Below are 19,746 nucleotides of genomic sequence, written 5' to 3' on the forward strand. Positions count from 1 at the left end.
ACTCCCTGCTATGGGCCTGTTCGCTATACTAGCCGCAATTACGCAGAGGAAGGGTTATGAATCAACAGTATGGGCGGCTGGTAAGTCGGGCAGCGGTGGCGGCGACGGTGATGGCATCGCTGTTGCTGCTGATTAAAATTTTCGCCTGGTGGTATACCGGCTCGGTCAGTATTCTGGCATCGCTGGTGGACTCTCTGGTGGATATCGGTGCATCGCTGACTAATCTGCTGGTCGTGCGTTATTCGCTTCAGCCAGCCGATGAAGAGCACACTTTTGGTCATGGAAAGGCGGAGTCGCTGGCAGCGCTGGCGCAAAGCATGTTTATCTGTGGTTCAGCGTTATTTTTGGTGCTGACCGGTATTCAGCACCTGGCGCAGCCGGTACCGATGAATCAGCCGCAGGTGGGCATTATTGTGACCGTCGTTGCACTGGTCAGTACCCTGATGCTGGTCACCTTCCAGCGCTGGGTGGTTCGTCGTACCGGTAGTCAGGCGGTACGCGCTGATATGCTTCATTATCAGTCCGATGTCATGATGAACGGCGCCATTCTGATTGCACTGGGCCTGGCCTGGTTTGGGTGGCATCGGGCAGATTCCCTGTTTGCTCTGGGAATTGGCATCTATATTTTGTATAGCGCCCTGCGCATGGGTTATGAAGCGGTACAGTCGTTGCTTGACCGTGCGCTGCCGGAAGAAGAGCTGCAGGCGATCGAAGAGATTGTTCACGGCTGTCCGGGTATTCGTGGCGCACATGATTTCAGAACGCGGCAGTCAGGGCCGACCCGCTTTATTCAGCTCCATCTGGAAATGGACGATCGTTTACCGCTCGTAGAGGCGCATCGGCTTGCCGATCGCGTGGAGCAGGCGATTTTGCAGCGTTTTCCGGGATCCGATGTGATTATTCATCAGGATCCCTGCTCGGTAGTGCCAGAGCCACAACGAAAGATTTAAAAAAGGTTCATAAAGGCGTTTTTTCGTATAAATTACCGCCATATGGCCTGACCTGAATCAATTCAGCAACAGACGACTGGTATACTATCTGTAGCATCGTGGTTGATCATTGCGGGGTTACCGTACGGTCTCCGGCAACGGGATTAATTAGCATTCTAAGTTCAGAGGTAGTCATGATTAAGAAAATCGGTGTATTGACGAGCGGCGGTGACGCGCCTGGCATGAACGCTGCGATTCGTGGCGTGGTACGTGCCGCGCTGACGGAAGGGCTCGAAGTCTTTGGCGTTTATGATGGCTATCTTGGCCTGTACGAAGACCGGATGATCAATCTGGACCGCTACAGCGTTTCCGACATGATTAACCGCGGCGGCACCTTCCTTGGCTCCGCCCGCTTCCCTGAATTCCGCGAAGAGCACGTTCGCAATGTCGCTATCGAAAACATGAAAAAACGCGGCCTGGATGCGCTGGTGGTGATTGGGGGCGACGGTTCATACATGGGCGCCAAGCGTCTGACCGAAATGGGGTTCCCCTGCATCGGCCTGCCGGGCACCATCGATAACGATATTAAAGGCACCGACTACACCATTGGTTTCTTTACCGCGCTGGGGACTGTTGTTGAAGCGATTGACCGTCTGCGTGATACCTCTTCTTCCCACCAGCGTATCTCTATCGTCGAAGTGATGGGCCGCTACTGTGGTGACCTGACTCTGGCGGCGGCCATTGCCGGCGGCTGCGAGTTTATCGTCGTTCCGGAAGTGGAATTTAAGCGTGAAGATCTGGTCGCGGAAATCAAAGCCGGTATCGCCAAAGGCAAAAAACACGCCATCGTAGCGATTACTGAGCACATCTGCGATGTTGATGAGCTGGCGAAGTACATTGAGGACGAAACGAAGCGTGAAACTCGCGCGACCGTTCTGGGCCACATTCAGCGCGGTGGTTCTCCGTGCCCTTATGACCGTATTCTGGCCTCGCGTATGGGAGCATACTCTATCGAGCTGCTGCTACAGGGCTTTGGCGGTCGCTGTGTGGGTATTCAGAACGAGAAGCTGGTGCACCACGACATTATCGACGCCATCGAAAATATGAAGCGTCCGTTCAAAAGCGACTGGATGGATTGCGCCAAGAAGCTGTACTGATTTGCTCTTTATGAGACAGCAGAAAGCCGGGGTTACCCGGCTTTTTTATGCTCCAAAGTTATAGCCAATCTTTTTTTATTCTTTAATCAATCAGTCGCTTTCTGGCAGGCTCCTGTTATTACCCGAATAAAGACAGAGAGAGCGAATGATGAATAAATGGGGTGTCGGATTCACGCTGTTACTGGCATCAATGGGCGCGCTGGCGAAAGATGTTCAACTGTTGAACGTCTCTTACGATCCCACCCGCGAACTGTATGAAGCCTACAACAAAGCCTTCACTGCTCACTGGAAAAAGGAAACGGGCGATAACGTGGTGATTCGCCAGTCTCATGGTGGATCCGGTAAGCAGGCAACTTCGGTAATCAACGGTATTGAAGCCGATGTGGTGACCCTGGCGCTGGCCTACGATGTGGATGCCATTGCCCAGCGCGGGCGTATCGACAAAGCCTGGATGAAGCGCCTGCCGGATAACTCTGCACCCTATACCTCGACCATCGTCTTTCTGGTACGCAAAGGTAACCCGAAACAGATTCACGACTGGAACGACCTGGCGAAGCCTGGCGTTTCTGTCATCACCCCGAATCCGAAGAGCTCCGGCGGTGCGCGCTGGAACTATCTGGCCGCCTGGGGCTATGCGCTGCACCACAATAACAACGATAAAGCGAAGGCGCAGGAGTTCGTGAAAGCGTTGTACAAGAATGTGGAAGTGCTCGATTCCGGTGCTCGCGGTGCCACCAATACCTTCGTGGAGCGGGGTATTGGCGATGTGCTGATTGCCTGGGAAAATGAAGCGCTGCTGGCAACCGAAAAACTGGGCAAAGGTAAGTTTGAAATTGTCACTCCGAGCGAATCTATTCTGGCGGAGCCTTCCGTTTCGGTAGTGGATCGGGTGGTGGATAAGAAAGAAACCCGCCCGGTGGCGGAAGCTTATCTGAAGTATCTCTACTCGCCTCAGGGGCAGGAGATAGCAGCGCAAAACTTCTACCGACCGAGGGATGCGAAAGTGGCACAGAAGTACGCCGCGCAGTTCCCGAAGCTGAAGCTGTATACCGTGGATGAGCTGGCGGGCGGCTGGGCTGAAGCCCAGAAAACGCACTTCGCCAGCGGCGGCATCTTCGATCAAATAAGCCGGCGCTAACAGAGCGGCCCTGCGGGGCCGTTTTTTATTTCCGCAGATTGCGCTACGCTGCCTGCTTCCAACGCCGGGAGAAACGCGTGCGACGTCTGTTACTGATTCTGCTCATCCCTTTGACGCTGCTGCTGGCCGGGGCCGGTTATCTTCATCTGGCGGGACATCCGGATGCTTTGCGCCATATCGTACTGAAACAGTGTCTGCCGGGCTGGCAGCATGGCAACCCTGCTCCCTGTACCCGGGTCACGCAAGATGCCGCTCTTCTTAAGGATCGGAACGGCCCTTTGCAGTATCTGCTCCTTCCGGTCATCAGAATTAACGGCATTGAAAGCCCGATGCTGCTGGATGCTGAAACTCCCAACTATTTCTGGCTGGCCTGGCAGGCACGGGATCTGCTGGGCGTGAAACGCGGCGCGCCGGTGCCGGATACGGCCATTGCGCTGACGGTGAATTCCCGGATGGGTCGTACCCAGAATCACCTGCATATTCATATCTCCTGCCTGCGTCCTGAGGTGAGAGCACAGCTTAACCGCAGCGCTGCCGGAGTAGGCCTTCGCTGGCAACCTCTTGATGGCAGCATTAGCGGTCATCGCTATCTGATGCGTCGGGTCAGCGCCGATGCGCTCAGCAGGCAGAGCCCGTTCCGTCTGCTGGCGAACGAGGTGCCCGGTGCCCGTGCGCATATGGGGCGCTATGGACTGGCGCTGGCATTGCTTCCCGACGGAGATTTCGTCCTGCTGGCCATCGAACGTCATCTGCTGCGCCTGAATCTGGCCTCGTCCGAGGAAATTCAGGATCACGACTGTGCGATCCTCCACGACAGCTAACCTCCGGCTCCCTTCCCAAAAGTAAAAGGTATGTGACAGCGATCAAAAGATATAACAGTATACCTTTATGTCTTTTGATTAAATCTTAGACTGTACCTGCCACACCAACCCGTGAAGTCTGCCGTATTGTTCGGGAATTTAATAAAAAAGACATTATTTTTCATGCCATTAATTTAAATCCACCTTCGGTGACTGCCGAAGGCCCTGAGAGGGGTACTGATGATGAAGCTCTCTGTTGTGGAAAAAATAGGCTTTGGCGCTGGGGATATGGCCGTCAACGTGGTGATTGTCGCCATGCAATTGCTACTCGCTTACTTCTATACGGATATTTATGGGCTGCGCCCGGCTGATGTGGGGGTCTTACTGATCGTGGTGCGGATGATCGATGCCATTATCGACCCAGCCATGGGGATCCTCACCGATAAAATAAATACCCGCTGGGGGCGTTATCGCCCCTGGATTATCTGGTTCGCCATTCCGTTTGGCTTTGCCGTGTATCTGATGTTTATTACCCCGGATCTGGCCTATACCACCAGGCTCGCCTGGGCCTATTTCTCTTACATTCTGATGACCCTGGTCTACACGGCGATCACCATTCCTTATATCTCCCTGATAGGCGTGATTACTGACGATCCGGTGGAGCGTCTGAGCGCGAATGGCTACCGGTTTGTCATGACCAAAATCGCCGCTTTCCTGGTGACCATTGTGGTGCCGATGCTGGCAGTCTGGTTGGGGCAGGGGAACAAAGCGTTGGGGTATCAGTTTGCGATGGGGTTGATGGGTGCGATGGGGACGCTGCTGTTTCTGTTCTGTTTCTTTACCACCCGTGAACGACTGAAACCGGAAATTCCCACCCTACCGTTGAAGCAGCAGTTTGCCTGCATGTTGCGTAACGATCAGTGGATTATCCTGGGTATCGTGATTTTACTGCTGATGTGCGGCTACGTGATTCGCGGCTCGGTGGCGGCCTATTACGCTAAATATTTTTTAGGCGGCGGCGATGCACTGATTTCGCCATTCCTGACGGTGGGGGTGGTGGCTTCGATTCTGGCGATGGTCAGCACCACCTGGCTGACCCGGTTTTACGACAAAATTAAACTGTTTCGCTATACCCAGCTTATTACCTTCGCGCTGAGCATTGCCATGTATCTGCTGGTGGGTCAGCAGGATGTGGTGCTGGCGTTTGTTTTCTACTTCCTGATCAATTTCTTCTGCGACATGCAGATGCCGGTGTTCTGGTCCTCCATCGCCGAAGCTGTAGATTACGGTGAAAAGAAGAACGGCCAGCGTGTTTCCGGCCTGGCATTTGGCGGCATCCTGTTTTTCCAGAAATTTGGAATGGGCATTGCTGGCGGCATGCTGGGTTTCCTGCTTAATGCGTTCGGTTATCAGGCCGATACCGCCCAGAGCGCGAGCTCGCTGGCGGGTATTGCGCTGATGATGACGCTGATCCCCGCGCTGTTCCATCTGGCTATCGGCCTGCTGATGAAACGCTACCGCATTAATAACGACTATTACCGCGAAATTCGCGGTGAGCTGGCACGTCGCCAGGCGTAAGGAGGGGCGATGAGCAGAGTCTGGGTAATGGGTGATGCCTCTGTCGATCTGATGCCGGATGATGAGACGCACTACCTTAAGTGCCCCGGTGGCGCCGCGCTAAATGTGGCGGTGTGCGTGGCACGACTGGGAGGGGACTGCGGCTTTATTGGTCGTCTGGGGCAGGATGATACGGGCGCCTTCCTGCGTCATGTCTTTATGCGTGAAGGCGTGGATGTCGCGCATCTGCGCCCGGATGCGGCGCTAACCAGCGCCGTGTTAATCGTCAGCCTGGACCCCTGCGGGGAACGCAGCTTCACCTATCTGGTGCGGCCGAGCGCCGATACCTTCGTGACCGCGCAGGATTTACCGGTGTTCCAGCCTGGGGAATGGCTGTGCTTTAGCTCGATCGGCCTGACCGACGAACCGGCCCGCACGGCCTGCCTGGAGGCTGCCCGTCGAATGCGCCACGCAGGTGGCAGCGTTATGTTTGACGTCAATCTGCGCGAGGCGATGTGGCCTGAGCCTCAGGCAATTTCCCGGGTGATCGAGCAGGCCATTGGTTTTGCATCCATTGGCAAGGTATCGGCAGATGAACTCTGTCGCCTGAGTGGCACGCATCACTGGCGGGAAGCGCGTTTCTACCTGCGCGATCGCGGCTGCCCGATCACGGTGATCTCATTGGGCGATGAAGGCGCCTGGGTGATTTCGCCTGAGGGAGAACGCCATTTTAGCGGCTTTCCGGCTCAGGTGCGGGATACCACCGGTGCCGGAGATGCCTTCGTGGGGGGACTGCTTTACACCCTTTCCTGTGAGAGCGCCTCTCTGGCGGCGGCGGTCAATAATGCCAATGCCTGCGGCGCCCTGGCAGTCACCGCGAAAGGCGCCATTACCGCGCTGCCCAACCTCGCACAGTTACACCAGTTCCTGGCCCGAAAAGCCGGAACATCGCTTTAATAACCAATGACAGGAGCAAAATCATGCAAGTGGATTCAGATAAGGTTCTGGGATGCCTGGTGGGGGCCGCGGCGGCCGATGCCATGGGCGCGGCAACCGAAGTTCGCACTCAGCAGCAGATTCAGGATTACTTCGGCGGTTGGGTCACCGACTTTCGCAAACCGCCTGCCGACACCTTTGGTCGTTGTAATGAGGCCGGGATGTGTACCGATGATTTTCTGCAGGGTTATTACATCATGGAGTCGCTGCTGAACCACCAGCGCCAGGTGAGTGATGCTGCGATGCGCGAGGCATTCTCTCGCTGGCTGGCTTATCCTTACTACGCTAATTTTACCGGCCCGACCACGCGTGCGGCCATGAAGGCGATTTTTAATGACGAGCGCCCCTCGCTTCAGGGAGAGCTGGAGGGCGAAAAGCAGTCGGTACAGATTATTAATAACGGCAACGCCGAGGCAACCAACGGCTCGGCAATGAAGATCTGGCCCGCGGCATTGCTTCATCCTGGCGATACTGACGCGGCCATTGCCTGCGCGCTGGATGTTTGCCGCTTTACCCATAATAACCTGTTGGCGATGTCTGGTGCTGCCGCCGTCGCGGCTGCGATAAGCGAAGCTCTGCGTCCGGTGACCAGCGCCGATGCCATCATCGCCGCTGGCGTCTATGGCGCAACCCGGGGTTACCGACTGGCGCAAGAGCAGGGGGCAATGACCGTTGCCGGGCCTTCTGTGGCACGCCGCATTGATCTGGCAGTGCAAATTGGCAGGCGTCATCGTCACTGGGAAACGGCCATCGTAGAGCTGAATGATATTATCGGTAGCGGCCTGCACGTCAGCGAAGCGGTTCCTGCCGCGTTTGGGCTGTTCGCCTGCTGTCCGGATTCTGCCGTTGATGCTATTATTTCGGCCGTTAATATTGGCAATGATACCGATACGGTAGCCACGATGGTGGGGGCCATTTCCGGCGCATTTCACGGCGCGGGAGCACTTCCCGCCCATTATCTGACTACCGTCGACAGCATGAACCACTTCGATCTGGCTACGCTTGCCAGGAAGATTGCAGGGTAAGTGAAGCGGTTACCCTGCCGGGGATGGTGTGGCCATCCCCCGCAATCCAGTGAGGTAACCCGGTGCAGGTTGATAAGGAAAGTTTCACGCCACTCTACAAGCAGTTGTTTTACATTATCTGCCAGCAAATCCAGAGCGGGACCTGGGCGCTGGGTCAGCAGCTTCCGACTCAAAAAGAGATTGCCCGCCTTTACAATGTTTCGCTGATTGTCGTTAAGCAGGCGTGGAATGAGCTGGTCAGCGCCGGTTTTATTACCTCCCAACGCGGCAGCGGCTCGGTGGTGAGCGCGGTGCCGGACGGAGTGAGCTATGGTCATACCTTCCGGGGGATTACCCGCGACCTCCAGGATGCCAATATCCCGGTGGAAAACCAGATTCTGGAGATATCACCTCGCCATGCGCGTGATGCGCTGGCACACGGACTGAGCCTGCCTCCCCATCATCAGTTCCTCTATATTTCCCGGGTGCGCAGTCTGAAAGGGCGGCCGTTCAATCATGAGCATATCTATCTTGATACGACCTTTTTCCCGCAGCTAACGCTCAATGCTGACGATCTGCGGCACGAGTCGCTGTATGCGTTGCTTGGCGTGCATAGCGATTCGGCTATCGAAAAAGTGGATGCCATTCTGCCCACGGCCGCGCTGTGTGACAGCCTGGGGATTTCGGCGCAGAAGCCGCTGCTGTCGGTGGCGCGCCAGACCTTTCAGGCCGGGCAGGAGCGCCCCTTTGAGTATTGCCGCTACTACGTACTGTCAGACTATTTTGGCGAAATCTATTACCACTGAGTTTCCAATAACAACAATGACCCCTTGCTGGAGACAGGCATGTCTGAATTACTGACCCATCCGCTGTTCTGGCCGACCCTGGTGATTACCGTTACGTTGATTCTGTGGGCAACGTCGGCGCTGCCGGAGTTCCTGACGGCGCTGCTATTTTTTGCCGTCGCTATGATGGGTCATATCGTGCCTGCGCAAACGCTGTTTAGCGGTTTTGCCTCCTCTGCGTTCTGGCTGGTGTTTAGCGGATTTGTACTGGGGGTCGCCATTCGCAAGACCGGGCTGGCCGACCGGGCCGCCGCCGTGATTTCGGCGCGCCTGACCGGTAGCTGGTGGCAACTGGTGGCGAGCGTGGTATTGCTGAGTTATGCGCTGGCTTTTGTGATGCCTTCCAATATGGGGCGTATCGCGCTGCTGATGCCGGTGGTGGGCGCTATGGCGAAGCGGGTAGGGATTATGGAAGGCAGTCGCGGCTGGTTTGGTCTGGCGCTGGCGGTGGGGTTTGGTACTTTCCAACTTTCCGCCACCATCTTGCCTGCCAATGTGCCCAACCTGGTGATGAGCGGGGCGACGGAAGGCGCCTACGGCATCCATCTGAACTATCTGCCTTATCTGTTGCTGCACACCCCGGTGTTGGGCATCCTGAAGGGGATCGTATTAATCGCCCTGATTAGCTGGCTGTTTCCAGGCACACCGCAGCTTCCCCGTGAACCGATGCAGTCAGAGCCCTTTAGCATGGCGGAAAAGCGCTTAGCCGTGCTGCTGGCGATAGTTCTGGGACTATGGGTGAGCGAAAGCTGGCACGGCATCGGCCCGGCATGGGTTGGGCTGGCTGCCGCCTGTGTGACCCTGCTACCACGGGTAGGTTTTATTAACGGTGAGGAGTTTGCCAAAGGCGTGAATATGCGCACCTGCATCTACGTGGCGGGCATTCTGGGGCTGGCGGCGGCGGTAACGCAAAGCGGACTGGGAGATGCGGTTGGTGCCTGGTTGATGGAGGTGATGCCGCTGGATCCTGAGCGGCCCTTTACCAGCTTCGCGGCGCTAACCGGGATCACCACGGCGCTGAATTTTATTATGACCGCCAACGGTGTACCGGCGCTGTACACTACGCTTGCCCAGAGCTTTTCCGGCGCAACCGGCTTTCCGCTGCTGTCGGTGATTATGATTCAGGTGCTGGGTTATTCCACGCCGCTGCTGCCGTATCAGGCATCGCCCATTGTGGTGGCGATGGCGCTGGGCAGAGTCCCGGCGCGTCAGGGCATCAAGCTTTGTCTGGCGCTGGCGCTGGTGACTTTCTTTGTACTGCTGCCGCTCAATTACGGCTGGTTTCTGGTGTTGCACCAGCTATAAAAAAACCCGTCAGCGACGGGTTTTTATCGTTCAGTCAGCGAGCAATCAGGCTTTTTTCGCTGCTGCCGCGGCTTTAACGATGGTCGCGAAAGCGTCGGCTTTCAGAGAAGCACCGCCGACCAGCGCGCCGTCGATATCCGGCTGGCTGAACAGTTCTGCGGCGTTCTTATCGTTAACGGAACCGCCGTACTGAATGATGACCTGCTCGGCCACTTTCGCGTCGGCTTTCGCGATGTGATCGCGAATAAATTTGTGTACCGCCTGAGCCTGAGCCGGGGTAGCGGATTTGCCGGTGCCGATGGCCCATACCGGCTCATAAGCGATAACCACGCCTTCAAAGGCAGCGGCGCCCTGGGTTTTCAGCACGGCGTCGATCTGGCGAGCGCAGACTTCTTCAGTTTTACCCGCTTCATTTTCTGCTTCGGTTTCGCCGATGCACAGAACCGGGGTCAGACCCTGTTCTTTCAGTACCGCAAATTTTTTGGCGATAAACTCATCGGATTCTTTGTGATAAGTACGACGCTCGGAGTGGCCGATAATGATGTACTTCGCGCCGACATCTTTCAGCATTTCGGCGGAGGTTTCACCGGTGAAGGCGCCGGAGAGGTTAACGTCGACGTTCTGGGCGCCGAGCTGAATGTGGCTGCCGCCAGCGACATTGCGGGCCATATCCAGATACAGATCCGGCGGCGCGATGGCAACGCCGCAACCGTCTACGGCCGACAGCTCTTTGCGCAGGTTGGTGATCAGCTCGTTAACCATGTGGCGGCTGCCGTTCAGTTTCCAGTTACCCATCACTAATGGATGTCGCATTTTTATTCTCCAGGTAATAAAGATAAGACAGGCTGCCGGGCAGGCAGCCCAGGTTGAGAAACAGTATAGAGACTCTGGGCCGGAAAGGCCTGGCTTTTTATCATTATTGCGCGATTGTCTCACCGGATAGCGTAAGCTTAATCGGTTCAACGGCGAAAGTTAGCCCTTTTTCGCCGTTGTCCGCGACAACATAGCGCACGGCGCCTTCACTCCATGCATAGTAGATTTTGTCTTTCCCTTCTTTGAGCAGCCTGTCCAGACGAGCCCGGCTCTGCTGTGGAGTAATACCAGGGGTAAAGACCCGCAACACCGCGCTCATCCAGACCTTTGCCTTCTCTTTTGCTGCCTTTTGTTCGGGGCCCTGAATGGGTAGCCAGGTAATCTGCATACTTTTGATTTTCAGGGTACCTCGCTCCAGGGCGCTGGAGGCATAGAGATTTTCGTTGATCTTACTGGCGGCCCGGGTCACCCGGGCGGCATCTGGCGCGCTGTCGATAGCGCGGAACTCGTTGATCTTAAGCGAGGGGTTTTCCTGATTAAATTTTTCCCGGAACTGGGTGATATTCAGTTCGAACGCGGGGGCGCCCGGCAGTAGATAAGGGGCGACCGGTCCGGGAGAAGCCGCAGGCTCGTCAGCCAGGCTGACGGCCGGAAGCAGGGCTATAAGCAGAAAGGTGAAGGTACGGATGTTCATCATATTGTTTTTATCTTGTCCCATTACCGGGATTAAATCGGTATCGGAGCATCTTGTCAAAAGCCATTACAGGTTAAACTAACGGCTGAAGCAATGACCTGGGAAGTGATGATGACCATACAGCAGTGGCTGTTTTCTGTTAAGGGGCGTATTGGGCGCCGGGAGTTCTGGATCTGGATGGCGATATGGCTGTGCGCCATGGCGCTGCTGTTTACGCTGGCAGGCAGCGACTGGCTCAGCCTGCAGAGTGCCGCCTTTATTCTGGTTTGTCTGCTGTGGCCTACTGCTGCCGTGGTGGTGAAACGTTTGCACGATCGCGGGAAATCCGGCGCCTGGGCGCTGCTGCTGATTCTGTCCTGGATGCTGATGGCCGGGAACTGGGAGATGCTGGCCGGTATCTGGCAGTGGGCGCTGGGGCGCTTTATGCCTACGCTGATTATGGTAATGATGCTTATCGAACTGGGGGCATTTGTGGGAAAACCGGGCGAGAATAAGTACGGCGATGAAGCCCGCCCGGTAAAGTTTCGCTAAGGCTACCAGTAGAGTTCGGCGGTGATATGGCCGGGACGGCGACGCAGATGTTTGGTCATCTGGCGCGTCTCTTTCAGAAGCTGGGTGGTGTCGCGCACCATTTGCGGGTTTCCGCACAGCATGACGTGGCTGGTCTCAGGCGTCATGCTAAGGCTAACGCTGGCTTCCAGCTCGCCGCTATCAATCAATGCTGGAATACGGCCGTGGAGGGCCCCGGGGACGGTTTCGCGGCTGACGACCGTCTGGATACGCAGTTTGCCTTCATAGCGCGCCTCCAGTTCCTGCATCAGTGGCAGATAGCTGAGATCGTCCTCGTAACGCACGGCGTGTACCAGCACGATCTCCTGGAAGCGCGCCAGATTGTCGCCCTGTTGCAGAATGGAAAGATAGGGGCCGATAGCGGTGCCCGTTGAGAGCATCCACAGGGTTTGACAGTCGGGCACCTCCTCCAGCACGAAGAATCCCGCGCCGTCCTTCACCAGCAGGATCTCATCGCCGGGCTTCATCGCGTGCAGGCGTGGGCTCAGCTTACCTTCCGGCACTTCCACCAGGTAAAATTCCAGATCCGGGCTGGCGGGCGCATTCACGTATGAGTAGGCGCGCTGCACCCGCTCGCCGTCAATTTCCAGTCCCAGCTTGGTGAACTGCCCCGCGGTAAAGGGGGCGATGGGGGCATGGACGGTCAGGCTGAAAAGCGCGTCCGTCCAGTGCTGGATTTTTGTGACCTTACCGGTAATCCAATCTGCCATTGTGCGCTCCTGTTACTGATTCTGCTGTGGTTATCTTCGCAGGGATCGATAACGCTTTTCCAGCCCGTGGGGGCTGGAAAGCTCTATCGGACAAACGCGGCCATTACAGGATATGTTCCTGCACGCCGGGGTCTTTGCGGTCCAGATAGTGGATGGATTTTATGCGGCGAATGGTGCGGGATTTACCGCGGATCAGCAGGGTTTCTGTGGTGGCCATATTGCCCTTGCGGGTGATGCCGTCCAGCAGATCGCCTTTGGTAATGCCGGTGGCGGAGAAGATGACGTTATCGCTGCGTGCCATTTCATCCAGCTTCAGCACTTTACCGGGCGTAATGCCCATTTGCTGACAGCGGGCTATTTCCTGTTCGCCGATACGGCGGTTCTCTTCGCTGTCGCCTTTGACCTCATGACGGGCCAGCAGGCGTCCCTGCATATCGCCATCCAGCGCTCGGATCACGGCAGCGGAAACCACCCCTTCCGGCGCGCCGCCAATGCCGTAAAGCACGTCCACTTCGCTATCCGGCATACAGGTCAGAATAGAGGCCGCCACGTCGCCGTCCGGAATCGCGAAGACCCGCACACCCAGTTCCTGTAATGCTTTGATGGCCGCGTCATGGCGCGGTTTGGCTAGAATAGTGACGGTCAGTTCCGACAGCGGTTTATCGAGAGCGGCGGCGATACGCTTCAGGTTTTCCGTCAGCGGCAGATTCAGATCGATGGCGCCGTGGGCCCCCGGTCCGACGATCAGCTTTTCCATGTACATATCCGGCGCGTTCAGGAAGCAGCCTTCGTCGCCTACCGCCAGTACGGCCAGCGCGTTAGCCTGCCCCATAGCGGTCATGCGGGTGCCTTCGATAGGATCCACGGCGATATCCACCGCATCGCCCTGACCGGTACCGACCTGCTCGCCGATGTAGAGCATGGGGGCTTCATCGATCTCGCCTTCGCCGATCACGATAGTGCCGTTGATATTGACCTGGTTGAGCATAATGCGCATGGCATTGACCGCTGCGCCGTCCGCGGTGTTTTTATCGCCGCGACCCAGCCACTTGTAGCCGGCCAGAGCGGCGGCTTCGGTCACGCGGGAAAATTCGATGGCAAGTTCTCGTCTCATTGCTGACTCATAACGGGTTTAGGTGCGCTCGAGTTTAGCACAGGGGGGAGAGGGGCGTTATTGAGGGAGATTAACCGGGCGGAAGCCTCCGCCCGGCAGGGGGTTAGCGTTTCTCGTGGTCTTCCCAGTCCAGCGAGCGCTGTACGGCCTTCTTCCAGCCTGCATAGTGGTAGTTACGCTCTACGGTTTCCAGGCCGGGGCGGAATTCGCGCTCTATGGTGGCTTTTTCATGCAGTTCATCCAGATTCTGCCAGTAGCCCACAGCCAGCCCGGCCAGGTAGGCAGCGCCCAGGGCGGTCACCTCGCGCACTTCCGGGCGCTCTACCGGGGTACCCAGAATATCGGCCTGGAACTGCATCAGGAAGTTGTTGGCCACCGCGCCGCCGTCGACACGCAGCGAGCGCAGACGGGTACCCGCGTCGGCCTGCATCGCTTCCAGCACGTCCCGGGTCTGGAAGGCGATGGACTCCAGAGTGGCGCGGATAATGTGGTTGGCGTTAACACCGCGGGTCAGCCCCAGGATGGCGCCACGGGCGTAAGGGTCCCAGTAAGGGGCGCCCAGACCGGTAAAGGCCGGCACCACATAGACGCCGTTGGTGTCGTCGACCTTGGTGGCGAAATATTCGGAATCGGCGGCGTCGCCAATCAGCTTCATTTCGTCGCGCAGCCACTGAATGGAGGCGCCAGCCATAAAGACAGCTCCTTCCAGTGCGTAGTTGACCTCGCCCTTTGGTCCGCAGGCGATGGTGGTCAGCAATCCGTGCTCAGAGGTAACGGCCTGCTCGCCGGTATTCATCAGCATAAAGCAGCCAGTGCCGTAGGTGTTCTTCGCCATACCGCTTTTCACACACAGTTGACCGAACAGCGCGGCCTGCTGGTCTCCGGCGATGCCGGCGATAGGAATACGGGTACCGCCTTTACCGCCGATGTTGGTCTGACCATAGACTTCCGAAGATTTACGTACCTGGGGCAGCATGGCGCGCGGAATATCCAGCGCTTCCAGCATGCGATCGTCCCAGTCCAGCTCGTGGATGTTGAACATCATGGTGCGGGAAGCGTTGGTGTAATCCGTGACGTGGACCCGCCCCTGGGTCATCTTCCAGATAAGCCAGGTATCAATGGTGCCGAATAGCAGCTCGCCACGGCGGGCGCGGTCACGGGCGCCTTCCACATGATCGAGGATCCACTTCACCTTGGTGCCGGAAAAGTAAGGGTCGATGATAAGACCCGTGGTGTGGCGTACGTATTCTGCCATACCATCACGCTTAAGCTGCTCGCAGATTTCCGCGGTGCGGCGGCACTGCCAGACGATAGCGTTATAGATGGGCTTGCCGGTTTCCCTATCCCAGACCACCACGGTTTCGCGCTGGTTGGTGATGCCGATGGCGGCTATCTGGTCAGAATTGATATCCGCCCGGGAGAGTGCTTCGGTCAGCGTGGAGCTCTGGCTGGCCCAGATCTCCATCGGGTCGTGCTCCACCCAGCCTGCTTTGGGGTAGATTTGCTGGAACTCGCGCTGGGACGCGCTGATGATATTGGCATCGTGATCCAGGATAACGGTCCGTGAGCTGGTGGTCCCCTGGTCAAGGGCAACGATATATTTTTTAGTCATAGTGCGGTCCTGAAAATCAAGTTACAGCGGTGCATTGTGGTGCTTAGTGACGTCCGCGGCGCGTTTGGTCCCGGTCTGGGGCTTCATATTCGCCGGCAGATAGTTTGCCACACCTTTACGATAGACAAATGCGCCCAGCAGTGCCCCAACCACAGGCGCTAAAAGCGGCACCAGGAAGTAGGGGATGGACAACCCGCCGGTAAAGGCGACGTCACCCCAGCCTGCCAGCCAGGCCAGCGCCTTTGGACCGATATCACGGGCCGGGTTCATGGCGAAGCCGGTCAGCGGCCCCATCGAGGCGCCGAGTAGGGCGATCAACAGGCCAATTAATAACGGCGCCAGCGGGCCGCGCGGCAGACCGTTGTCATCGTCATTCAGCGCCAGAATCAGCCCCATCAACACGGCGGTAATGGTCACCTCTACGGCGAAGGCCTGCCAGAAGTTAATATGGGAGTTCGGGTATGTCGAGAAAATACCGGCCAGTTCCAGACTCTGGACACTGCCGCGCACCATTTGGTGCGTCTGCTCGTAATCGAAAAACAGGTTGTAGTAGAGCCCGTAAACCAGGGCGGCGGCACAGAATGCGCCGAGGAACTGGGCAATAATGTAGGGGACAACCTTACGGCTGTCGAAACCGGCGAACAGACACAGGGCAATAGTGACCGCAGGGTTCAGATGGGCACCGGAAACGCCGGCGGTCAGGTAGATGGCCATCGCCACGCCCAGACCCCAGATGATGCTGATTTCCCACTGGCCGAAGCTGGCGCCGGCGATTTTAAGCCCGGCGACGCAGCCTACGCCGAAGAAGATAAGCAGCCCGGTGCCCAGAAACTCCGCGATGCACTGGCCTTTTAAGGTAGATGTTTGACTCATAAGCAGGGTCCTGAAGACAAAGAGAAGATACTTGTTATCGTCAGAAGCGCGTCTGCTCCGTCAGTACGCCTCTCGTACTGTTAATTTATCGTTAACGAACAGAAACGAGAAATTTCGAAATTGAAATATGTGTGTTGCGTCAAAAAAATGAGCGTTTACGCGCCATTTTGTGGATAAAAACGCGCCTTCACGAAGCAGATGTGCGCAAAACACCGTCCATATTTGTTAACAAACTACCCTGGCGGAGCCGCGAAGGCTTTCGGCATAAACTGAAAAGTGTCGCAAAGCGTAAACTGCATGGCGCGCTGCTGGACACCGCCTGCCGCGCTCCATACAATCGGACTATCGCGTAGTGCGCACGTGTTAATTAAGGCGTCGCCGGTATTCGGGAGCGGATATGGCTATCCATCAACGCCTTGCAAATTCAGGAGAGATTTGACGATGTCATTTGAAGTGTTTGAGAAACTGGAAGCGAAGGTTCAGCAGGCGATTGATACCATCACCCTGCTGCAAATGGAAATCGAAGAGCTGAAAGAGAAAAACAGCAGCCTTTCTCAGGAAGTTCAGCAGGCTCAGGGCAACCGTGAAGCGCTGGAACAGGAAAACGCGCAGCTGAAAGAACAGCAGACCGTCTGGCAGGACCGCCTGCAGTCGCTGCTGGGCAAAATGGAAGAAGTGAACTGAGAGAACAGGTAGCGCCCGTCAGGGCGCTTCTGCGTGACCGCTGGCTTATTCGATATCCAGCGGATCTTCCGAAAGGATGATGCCGGTGTTATCGGCATAGAGGTGGTCGCCAGAAAAGAAGGTTACTCCGCCAAAATTGACGCGCAGATCGCTTTCGCCAGTGCCTTCACCTGCGGCGCCGACCGGAATAGCCGCCATGGCCTGGATACCGATATCCAGCTCTTCCAGATCGTCTACCTGGCGTACCGCGCCGTAGCAAACAATACCTTCCCACTCGTTTTGAACCGCCAGACGCGCCAGATCGGCATCAATCAGCGCACGACGTACTGAGCCGCCGCCGTCAATAACCAGCACGCGGCCACGACCGTTTTCTTCGAGCAGGTCGTACAGCAGCCCATTGTCTTCAAAACATTTTACCGTGATGATCTGTCCGCCAAACGACGCCCGCCCACCAAAATTGGAGAACAGGGGTTCAACGACGTTGACATCTTCCTGGTAGATGTCGCAAAGCTCGGAAGTATCGTATTTCATAGGCTGACTATTTTTCGTTGCTGGCGGAGTTGTCAGTATATCCCTTAACGTTCACTGTTGGCAAAATCATCAATGGAGAGCCGGGACCTGGCTCAGTACCACACCAAGCGCAAACAGCAGATTTGTTAACAGCGCACCTTTCACCGTGCGCTCCAGCATCGGGCGAATAGCCACCGGATCCCGCTCGCGGATAACATAGCGCGCCTGACGGATAAGTAGCGGCGCCGCCAGCACGAACAGCCAGCCCCACAGGCTGTGCAGCCACAGCAGATTGAACAGCGCCAGGCAGAGCAGGGCGCCCATCAGTAGCCCGGCGTGGTAACGACGCGCCAGTACCGGCCCCAGCCTGACGGCCAGGGTGTTCTTACCATTTTCCCGATCGCTGTCGATATCGCGCAGATTATTGATATTGAGCACCGCGGTTGCCAACAGGCCGCTGGCTGTGGCGGGCAGGAAGACAGAGAAGGTCAGCGAGTGGGACTGCAGATACCAGCTTCCCACTACGCTCAGCCAGCCAAAGAAAATCAGCACCGAAATATCGCCCAGCCCCATATAGCCATAGGGTCGGGTGCCTACAGTGTAGGTAATGGCGGCGATAATCGACAACAGACCCAACAACAGGAAGCCCAGCACGTCCGCCAGACTGTGGCAGGCCACGCTTACCAGCGCCAGACCTGACAGACAGATCAGCACTACGGTAATGATTAGCGCGACTTTCATCTGCTGCTGGGTGATAACGCCTTTTTGCATACCGCGCAGCGGCCCGATACGATCCGGTTTGTCGCTGCCTTTTTCCGCGTCGCCATAATCGTTAGCAAGGTTGGAAAGGATCTGCAGCAGCCCTGCGGTCAGTAGCGCCAGCAGGGTCACGGCAGGATCGAAAACGCCCTGCCACCAGGCCAGGGAGGCGCCCACGACAATAGAGGCGAAGGCCAGGGGAAGAGTGCGCGGGCGCAGACTTTCCAGCCAGGCGCGGGTACGGCTTATCGGTTGAGGTTCGGTCATGATTCTCGTCGGCAATAAAAAATGGGGGCTGATATAGCCCCCATCAAGTGTGATGAAAATGCTCTGAGCGGGATTATAGGATAAAACGGCTCAGATCTTCATCTGCCACCAACTCATCGAGGTGTTTGCTGACATATTCCGCATCGATGGTGATAGTCTGACCGTTGAGATCGCTGGCTTCAAAGGAGATATCCTCCACCAGGCGTTCCAGTACTGTATGCAGGCGACGGGCGCCGATGTTTTCCGCGCTCTCGTTAACCTGCCAGGCGGCCTTCGCAATATGGCGGATGCCATCTTCGGTAAATTCGATATTCACCCCTTCGGTCTCCATCAGCGCCTTGTACTGCACGGTAATTGAGGCACTTGGTTCGGTCAGAATGCGCTCGAAGTCATCGGTGGTCAGCGCCTGCAGTTCAACGCGAATCGGCAGACGGCCCTGAAGTTCCGGAATCAGATCGGAAGGACTGGCGACCTGGAAAGCGCCGGAGGCGATGAACAGGATGTGGTCGGTTTTCACCATACCGTGCTTGGTCGAAACGGTGCAGCCTTCCACCAGCGGTAGCAGGTCGCGCTGTACCCCTTCACGGGAGACATCCGGGCCGGAAGCGTTGCCGCGCTTACAGATTTTATCGATCTCATCGACAAACACGATGCCGTGTTGTTCAACGGCGTCGATAGCCTGCTGCTTCAGCTCTTCCGGATTCACCAGTTTGGCGGCTTCTTCTTCAATCAGCAGCTTCATTGCATCTTTGATTTTCAGCTTGCGCGGTTTCTGCTTCTGACCGCCCAGGTTCTGGAACATAGACTGTAGCTGGCTGGTCATCTCCTCCATTCCAGGGGGAGCCATAATCTCTACGCCCATGGATGAAGCGGAAAGTTCGATCTCGATCTCTTTGTCGTCCAACTGGCCTTCGCGCAGTTTTTTGCGGAACGACTGGCGCGCAGCGGAGGGCTCCTGAGCAGCTTCTGCCTGGCCCCAGTTATTCTTCGCCGGCGGAATCAGTACATCGAGAATGCGCTCTTCGGCCAGCTCTTCGGCGCGATAGCGATTTTTTTCGATGGACTGCATGCGTACCAGTTTCATCGCTGAATCGGTCAGATCGCGGATAATTGAGTCCACTTCCTTACCGACATAGCCAACTTCAGTGAATTTTGTCGCTTCAACCTTGATGAACGGCGCATTAGCCAGCTTCGCCAGACGACGAGCAATTTCAGTTTTACCGACACCGGTCGGGCCGATCATCAGAATATTTTTCGGTGTGACTTCATGACGCAGCTCTTCATCAAGCTGCATGCGGCGCCAGCGGTTACGCAGCGCAATAGCGACGGAACGCTTGGCGGCGTCCTGGCCGATAATATGTTTGTTCAGTTCGCTGACGATTTCGCGTGGGGTCATTTCAGACATGGGA

20 protein-coding genes are annotated in these 19,746 nt (G+C 56.6%); 11 read left to right on the forward strand and 9 right to left on the reverse strand.

The genetic code is table 11. From position 1 onward, the window contains the following. The first annotated feature begins 56 nt into the window (after nt 1–56). The 9 genes from fieF (at nt 57) to SCU88_RS00590 (ending at nt 9,731) form a co-directional block, all read left to right on the forward strand. Nucleotides 57–950 carry a CDF family cation-efflux transporter FieF gene (gene fieF, locus SCU88_RS00550; RefSeq protein ID WP_175341264.1) on the forward strand — a complete coding sequence of 298 codons (894 nt, stop codon included), beginning with the start codon at nt 57–59 and terminating at the stop codon, nt 948–950. 173 nt (nt 951–1,123) lie between these two features. Beyond that, nucleotides 1,124–2,086, forward strand: coding sequence for a 6-phosphofructokinase (gene pfkA, locus SCU88_RS00555; protein ID WP_138095163.1), 963 nt, complete (start codon nt 1,124–1,126; stop codon nt 2,084–2,086). 148 nt (nt 2,087–2,234) lie between these two features. Continuing rightward, nucleotides 2,235–3,224, forward strand: a complete 990-nt coding sequence (locus SCU88_RS00560) for a sulfate ABC transporter substrate-binding protein (protein WP_175341362.1) — start codon at nt 2,235–2,237, stop codon at nt 3,222–3,224. A 77-nt stretch (nt 3,225–3,301) separates the two neighbouring features. Continuing rightward, on the forward strand, nt 3,302–4,045 hold the full coding sequence (locus SCU88_RS00565; protein WP_175341263.1) for a CDP-diacylglycerol diphosphatase: 744 nt from the start codon (nt 3,302–3,304) through the stop codon (nt 4,043–4,045). Between the two features lie 222 nt (nt 4,046–4,267). Further along, entirely contained in the window at nt 4,268–5,602 is a 1,335-nt protein-coding gene (locus SCU88_RS00570; RefSeq protein ID WP_175341361.1) for a glycoside-pentoside-hexuronide (GPH):cation symporter, read from the forward strand. A gap of 9 nt (nt 5,603–5,611) precedes the next feature. Continuing rightward, nucleotides 5,612–6,538 carry an aminoimidazole riboside kinase gene (locus SCU88_RS00575; RefSeq protein ID WP_175341262.1) on the forward strand — a complete coding sequence of 309 codons (927 nt, stop codon included), beginning with the start codon at nt 5,612–5,614 and terminating at the stop codon, nt 6,536–6,538. Nucleotides 6,539–6,561: 23 nt separating this feature from the next. After that, complete coding sequence (locus SCU88_RS00580) at nt 6,562–7,602, forward strand: ADP-ribosylglycohydrolase family protein (protein WP_138095166.1); 1,041 nt, start codon at nt 6,562–6,564, stop codon at nt 7,600–7,602. Between the two features lie 62 nt (nt 7,603–7,664). After that, the gene (locus tag SCU88_RS00585; protein ID WP_138095167.1) at nt 7,665–8,387 is read left to right on the forward strand and encodes a GntR family transcriptional regulator; all 723 of its coding nucleotides are present in this window, start codon (nt 7,665–7,667) and stop codon (nt 8,385–8,387) included. Between the two features lie 39 nt (nt 8,388–8,426). Further along, complete coding sequence (locus tag SCU88_RS00590; RefSeq protein ID WP_175341261.1) at nt 8,427–9,731, forward strand: SLC13 family permease; 1,305 nt, start codon at nt 8,427–8,429, stop codon at nt 9,729–9,731. A gap of 45 nt (nt 9,732–9,776) precedes the next feature. On the opposite strand, the gene tpiA is transcribed toward SCU88_RS00590, so the two are convergent. Both tpiA and SCU88_RS00600 read right to left on the reverse strand, forming a co-directional pair. Next, nucleotides 9,777–10,544, reverse strand: coding sequence for a triose-phosphate isomerase (gene tpiA / locus SCU88_RS00595; protein WP_175341260.1), 768 nt, complete (start codon nt 10,542–10,544; stop codon nt 9,777–9,779). A gap of 103 nt (nt 10,545–10,647) precedes the next feature. After that, complete coding sequence (locus SCU88_RS00600; protein WP_431810074.1) at nt 10,648–11,241, reverse strand: DUF1454 family protein; 594 nt, start codon at nt 11,239–11,241, stop codon at nt 10,648–10,650. Nucleotides 11,242–11,349: 108 nt separating this feature from the next. Here SCU88_RS00600 and SCU88_RS00605 point away from each other — a divergent pair, with 108 nt between their 5' ends. Further along, nucleotides 11,350–11,769, forward strand: coding sequence for a DUF805 domain-containing protein (locus SCU88_RS00605; protein ID WP_175341359.1), 420 nt, complete (start codon nt 11,350–11,352; stop codon nt 11,767–11,769). A 2-nt stretch (nt 11,770–11,771) separates the two neighbouring features. Here the strand turns inward: SCU88_RS00605 and fpr are convergent, their stop codons facing one another. From fpr to SCU88_RS00625, 4 genes are all read right to left on the reverse strand, one after another. Further along, nucleotides 11,772–12,518 carry a ferredoxin--NADP(+) reductase gene (gene fpr / locus SCU88_RS00610; protein WP_175341259.1) on the reverse strand — a complete coding sequence of 249 codons (747 nt, stop codon included), beginning with the start codon at nt 12,516–12,518 and terminating at the stop codon, nt 11,772–11,774. A gap of 103 nt (nt 12,519–12,621) precedes the next feature. Next, nucleotides 12,622–13,632 carry a class II fructose-bisphosphatase gene (gene glpX, locus SCU88_RS00615; protein WP_138095172.1) on the reverse strand — a complete coding sequence of 337 codons (1,011 nt, stop codon included), beginning with the start codon at nt 13,630–13,632 and terminating at the stop codon, nt 12,622–12,624. Nucleotides 13,633–13,735: 103 nt separating this feature from the next. Next, entirely contained in the window at nt 13,736–15,244 is a 1,509-nt protein-coding gene (gene glpK / locus SCU88_RS00620; RefSeq protein ID WP_138095173.1) for a glycerol kinase GlpK, read from the reverse strand. 21 nt (nt 15,245–15,265) lie between these two features. Continuing rightward, nucleotides 15,266–16,117, reverse strand: a complete 852-nt coding sequence (locus tag SCU88_RS00625) for an MIP/aquaporin family protein (protein ID WP_138095174.1) — start codon at nt 16,115–16,117, stop codon at nt 15,266–15,268. 435 nt (nt 16,118–16,552) lie between these two features. On the opposite strand from SCU88_RS00625, the gene zapB reads away from it, so the two are divergent. Further along, the gene (gene zapB / locus SCU88_RS00630; protein WP_168198769.1) at nt 16,553–16,801 is read left to right on the forward strand and encodes a septal ring assembly protein ZapB; all 249 of its coding nucleotides are present in this window, start codon (nt 16,553–16,555) and stop codon (nt 16,799–16,801) included. A 45-nt stretch (nt 16,802–16,846) separates the two neighbouring features. Here zapB and rraA read toward each other — a convergent pair whose 3' ends face one another. From rraA to hslU, 3 genes are all read right to left on the reverse strand, one after another. Beyond that, nucleotides 16,847–17,332, reverse strand: coding sequence for a ribonuclease E activity regulator RraA (gene rraA / locus SCU88_RS00635; RefSeq protein ID WP_138095176.1), 486 nt, complete (start codon nt 17,330–17,332; stop codon nt 16,847–16,849). A 69-nt stretch (nt 17,333–17,401) separates the two neighbouring features. Continuing rightward, entirely contained in the window at nt 17,402–18,337 is a 936-nt protein-coding gene (gene menA / locus SCU88_RS00640) for a 1,4-dihydroxy-2-naphthoate polyprenyltransferase (RefSeq protein ID WP_175341258.1), read from the reverse strand. Nucleotides 18,338–18,410: 73 nt separating this feature from the next. Further along, on the reverse strand, nt 18,411–19,742 hold the full coding sequence (hslU, locus tag SCU88_RS00645; RefSeq protein ID WP_138095178.1) for an HslU--HslV peptidase ATPase subunit: 1,332 nt from the start codon (nt 19,740–19,742) through the stop codon (nt 18,411–18,413). Nucleotides 19,743–19,746 lie beyond the last annotated feature (4 nt).

This window comes from Jejuibacter sp. L23, assembly GCF_050815825.1.
GTDB lineage: Bacteria > Pseudomonadota > Gammaproteobacteria > Enterobacterales > Enterobacteriaceae > Jejubacter > Jejubacter calystegiae.

Bases quoted from the DNA above. Each gene is read 5' to 3' on its own strand.
- fieF (WP_175341264.1), top strand. From the start codon at position 57: ATGAATCAACAGTATGGGCGGCTGGTAAGTCGGGCAGCGGTGGCGGCG.
- pfkA (WP_138095163.1), top strand. From the start codon at position 1,124: ATGATTAAGAAAATCGGTGTATTGACGAGCGGCGGTGACGCGCCTGGC.
- SCU88_RS00560 (WP_175341362.1), top strand. From the start codon at position 2,235: ATGAATAAATGGGGTGTCGGATTCACGCTGTTACTGGCATCAATGGGC.
- SCU88_RS00570 (WP_175341361.1), top strand. From the start codon at position 4,268: ATGAAGCTCTCTGTTGTGGAAAAAATAGGCTTTGGCGCTGGGGATATG.
- SCU88_RS00575 (WP_175341262.1), top strand. From the start codon at position 5,612: ATGAGCAGAGTCTGGGTAATGGGTGATGCCTCTGTCGATCTGATGCCG.
- SCU88_RS00580 (WP_138095166.1), top strand. From the start codon at position 6,562: ATGCAAGTGGATTCAGATAAGGTTCTGGGATGCCTGGTGGGGGCCGCG.
- SCU88_RS00590 (WP_175341261.1), top strand. From the start codon at position 8,427: ATGTCTGAATTACTGACCCATCCGCTGTTCTGGCCGACCCTGGTGATT.
- tpiA (WP_175341260.1), bottom strand. From the start codon at position 10,544: ATGCGACATCCATTAGTGATGGGTAACTGGAAACTGAACGGCAGCCGC.
- SCU88_RS00600 (WP_431810074.1), bottom strand. From the start codon at position 11,241: ATGATGAACATCCGTACCTTCACCTTTCTGCTTATAGCCCTGCTTCCG.
- SCU88_RS00605 (WP_175341359.1), top strand. From the start codon at position 11,350: ATGACCATACAGCAGTGGCTGTTTTCTGTTAAGGGGCGTATTGGGCGC.
- fpr (WP_175341259.1), bottom strand. From the start codon at position 12,518: ATGGCAGATTGGATTACCGGTAAGGTCACAAAAATCCAGCACTGGACG.
- glpX (WP_138095172.1), bottom strand. From the start codon at position 13,632: ATGAGACGAGAACTTGCCATCGAATTTTCCCGCGTGACCGAAGCCGCC.
- glpK (WP_138095173.1), bottom strand. From the start codon at position 15,244: ATGACTAAAAAATATATCGTTGCCCTTGACCAGGGGACCACCAGCTCA.
- SCU88_RS00625 (WP_138095174.1), bottom strand. From the start codon at position 16,117: ATGAGTCAAACATCTACCTTAAAAGGCCAGTGCATCGCGGAGTTTCTG.
- rraA (WP_138095176.1), bottom strand. From the start codon at position 17,332: ATGAAATACGATACTTCCGAGCTTTGCGACATCTACCAGGAAGATGTC.
- menA (WP_175341258.1), bottom strand. From the start codon at position 18,337: ATGACCGAACCTCAACCGATAAGCCGTACCCGCGCCTGGCTGGAAAGT.
- hslU (WP_138095178.1), bottom strand. From the start codon at position 19,742: ATGTCTGAAATGACCCCACGCGAAATCGTCAGCGAACTGAACAAACAT.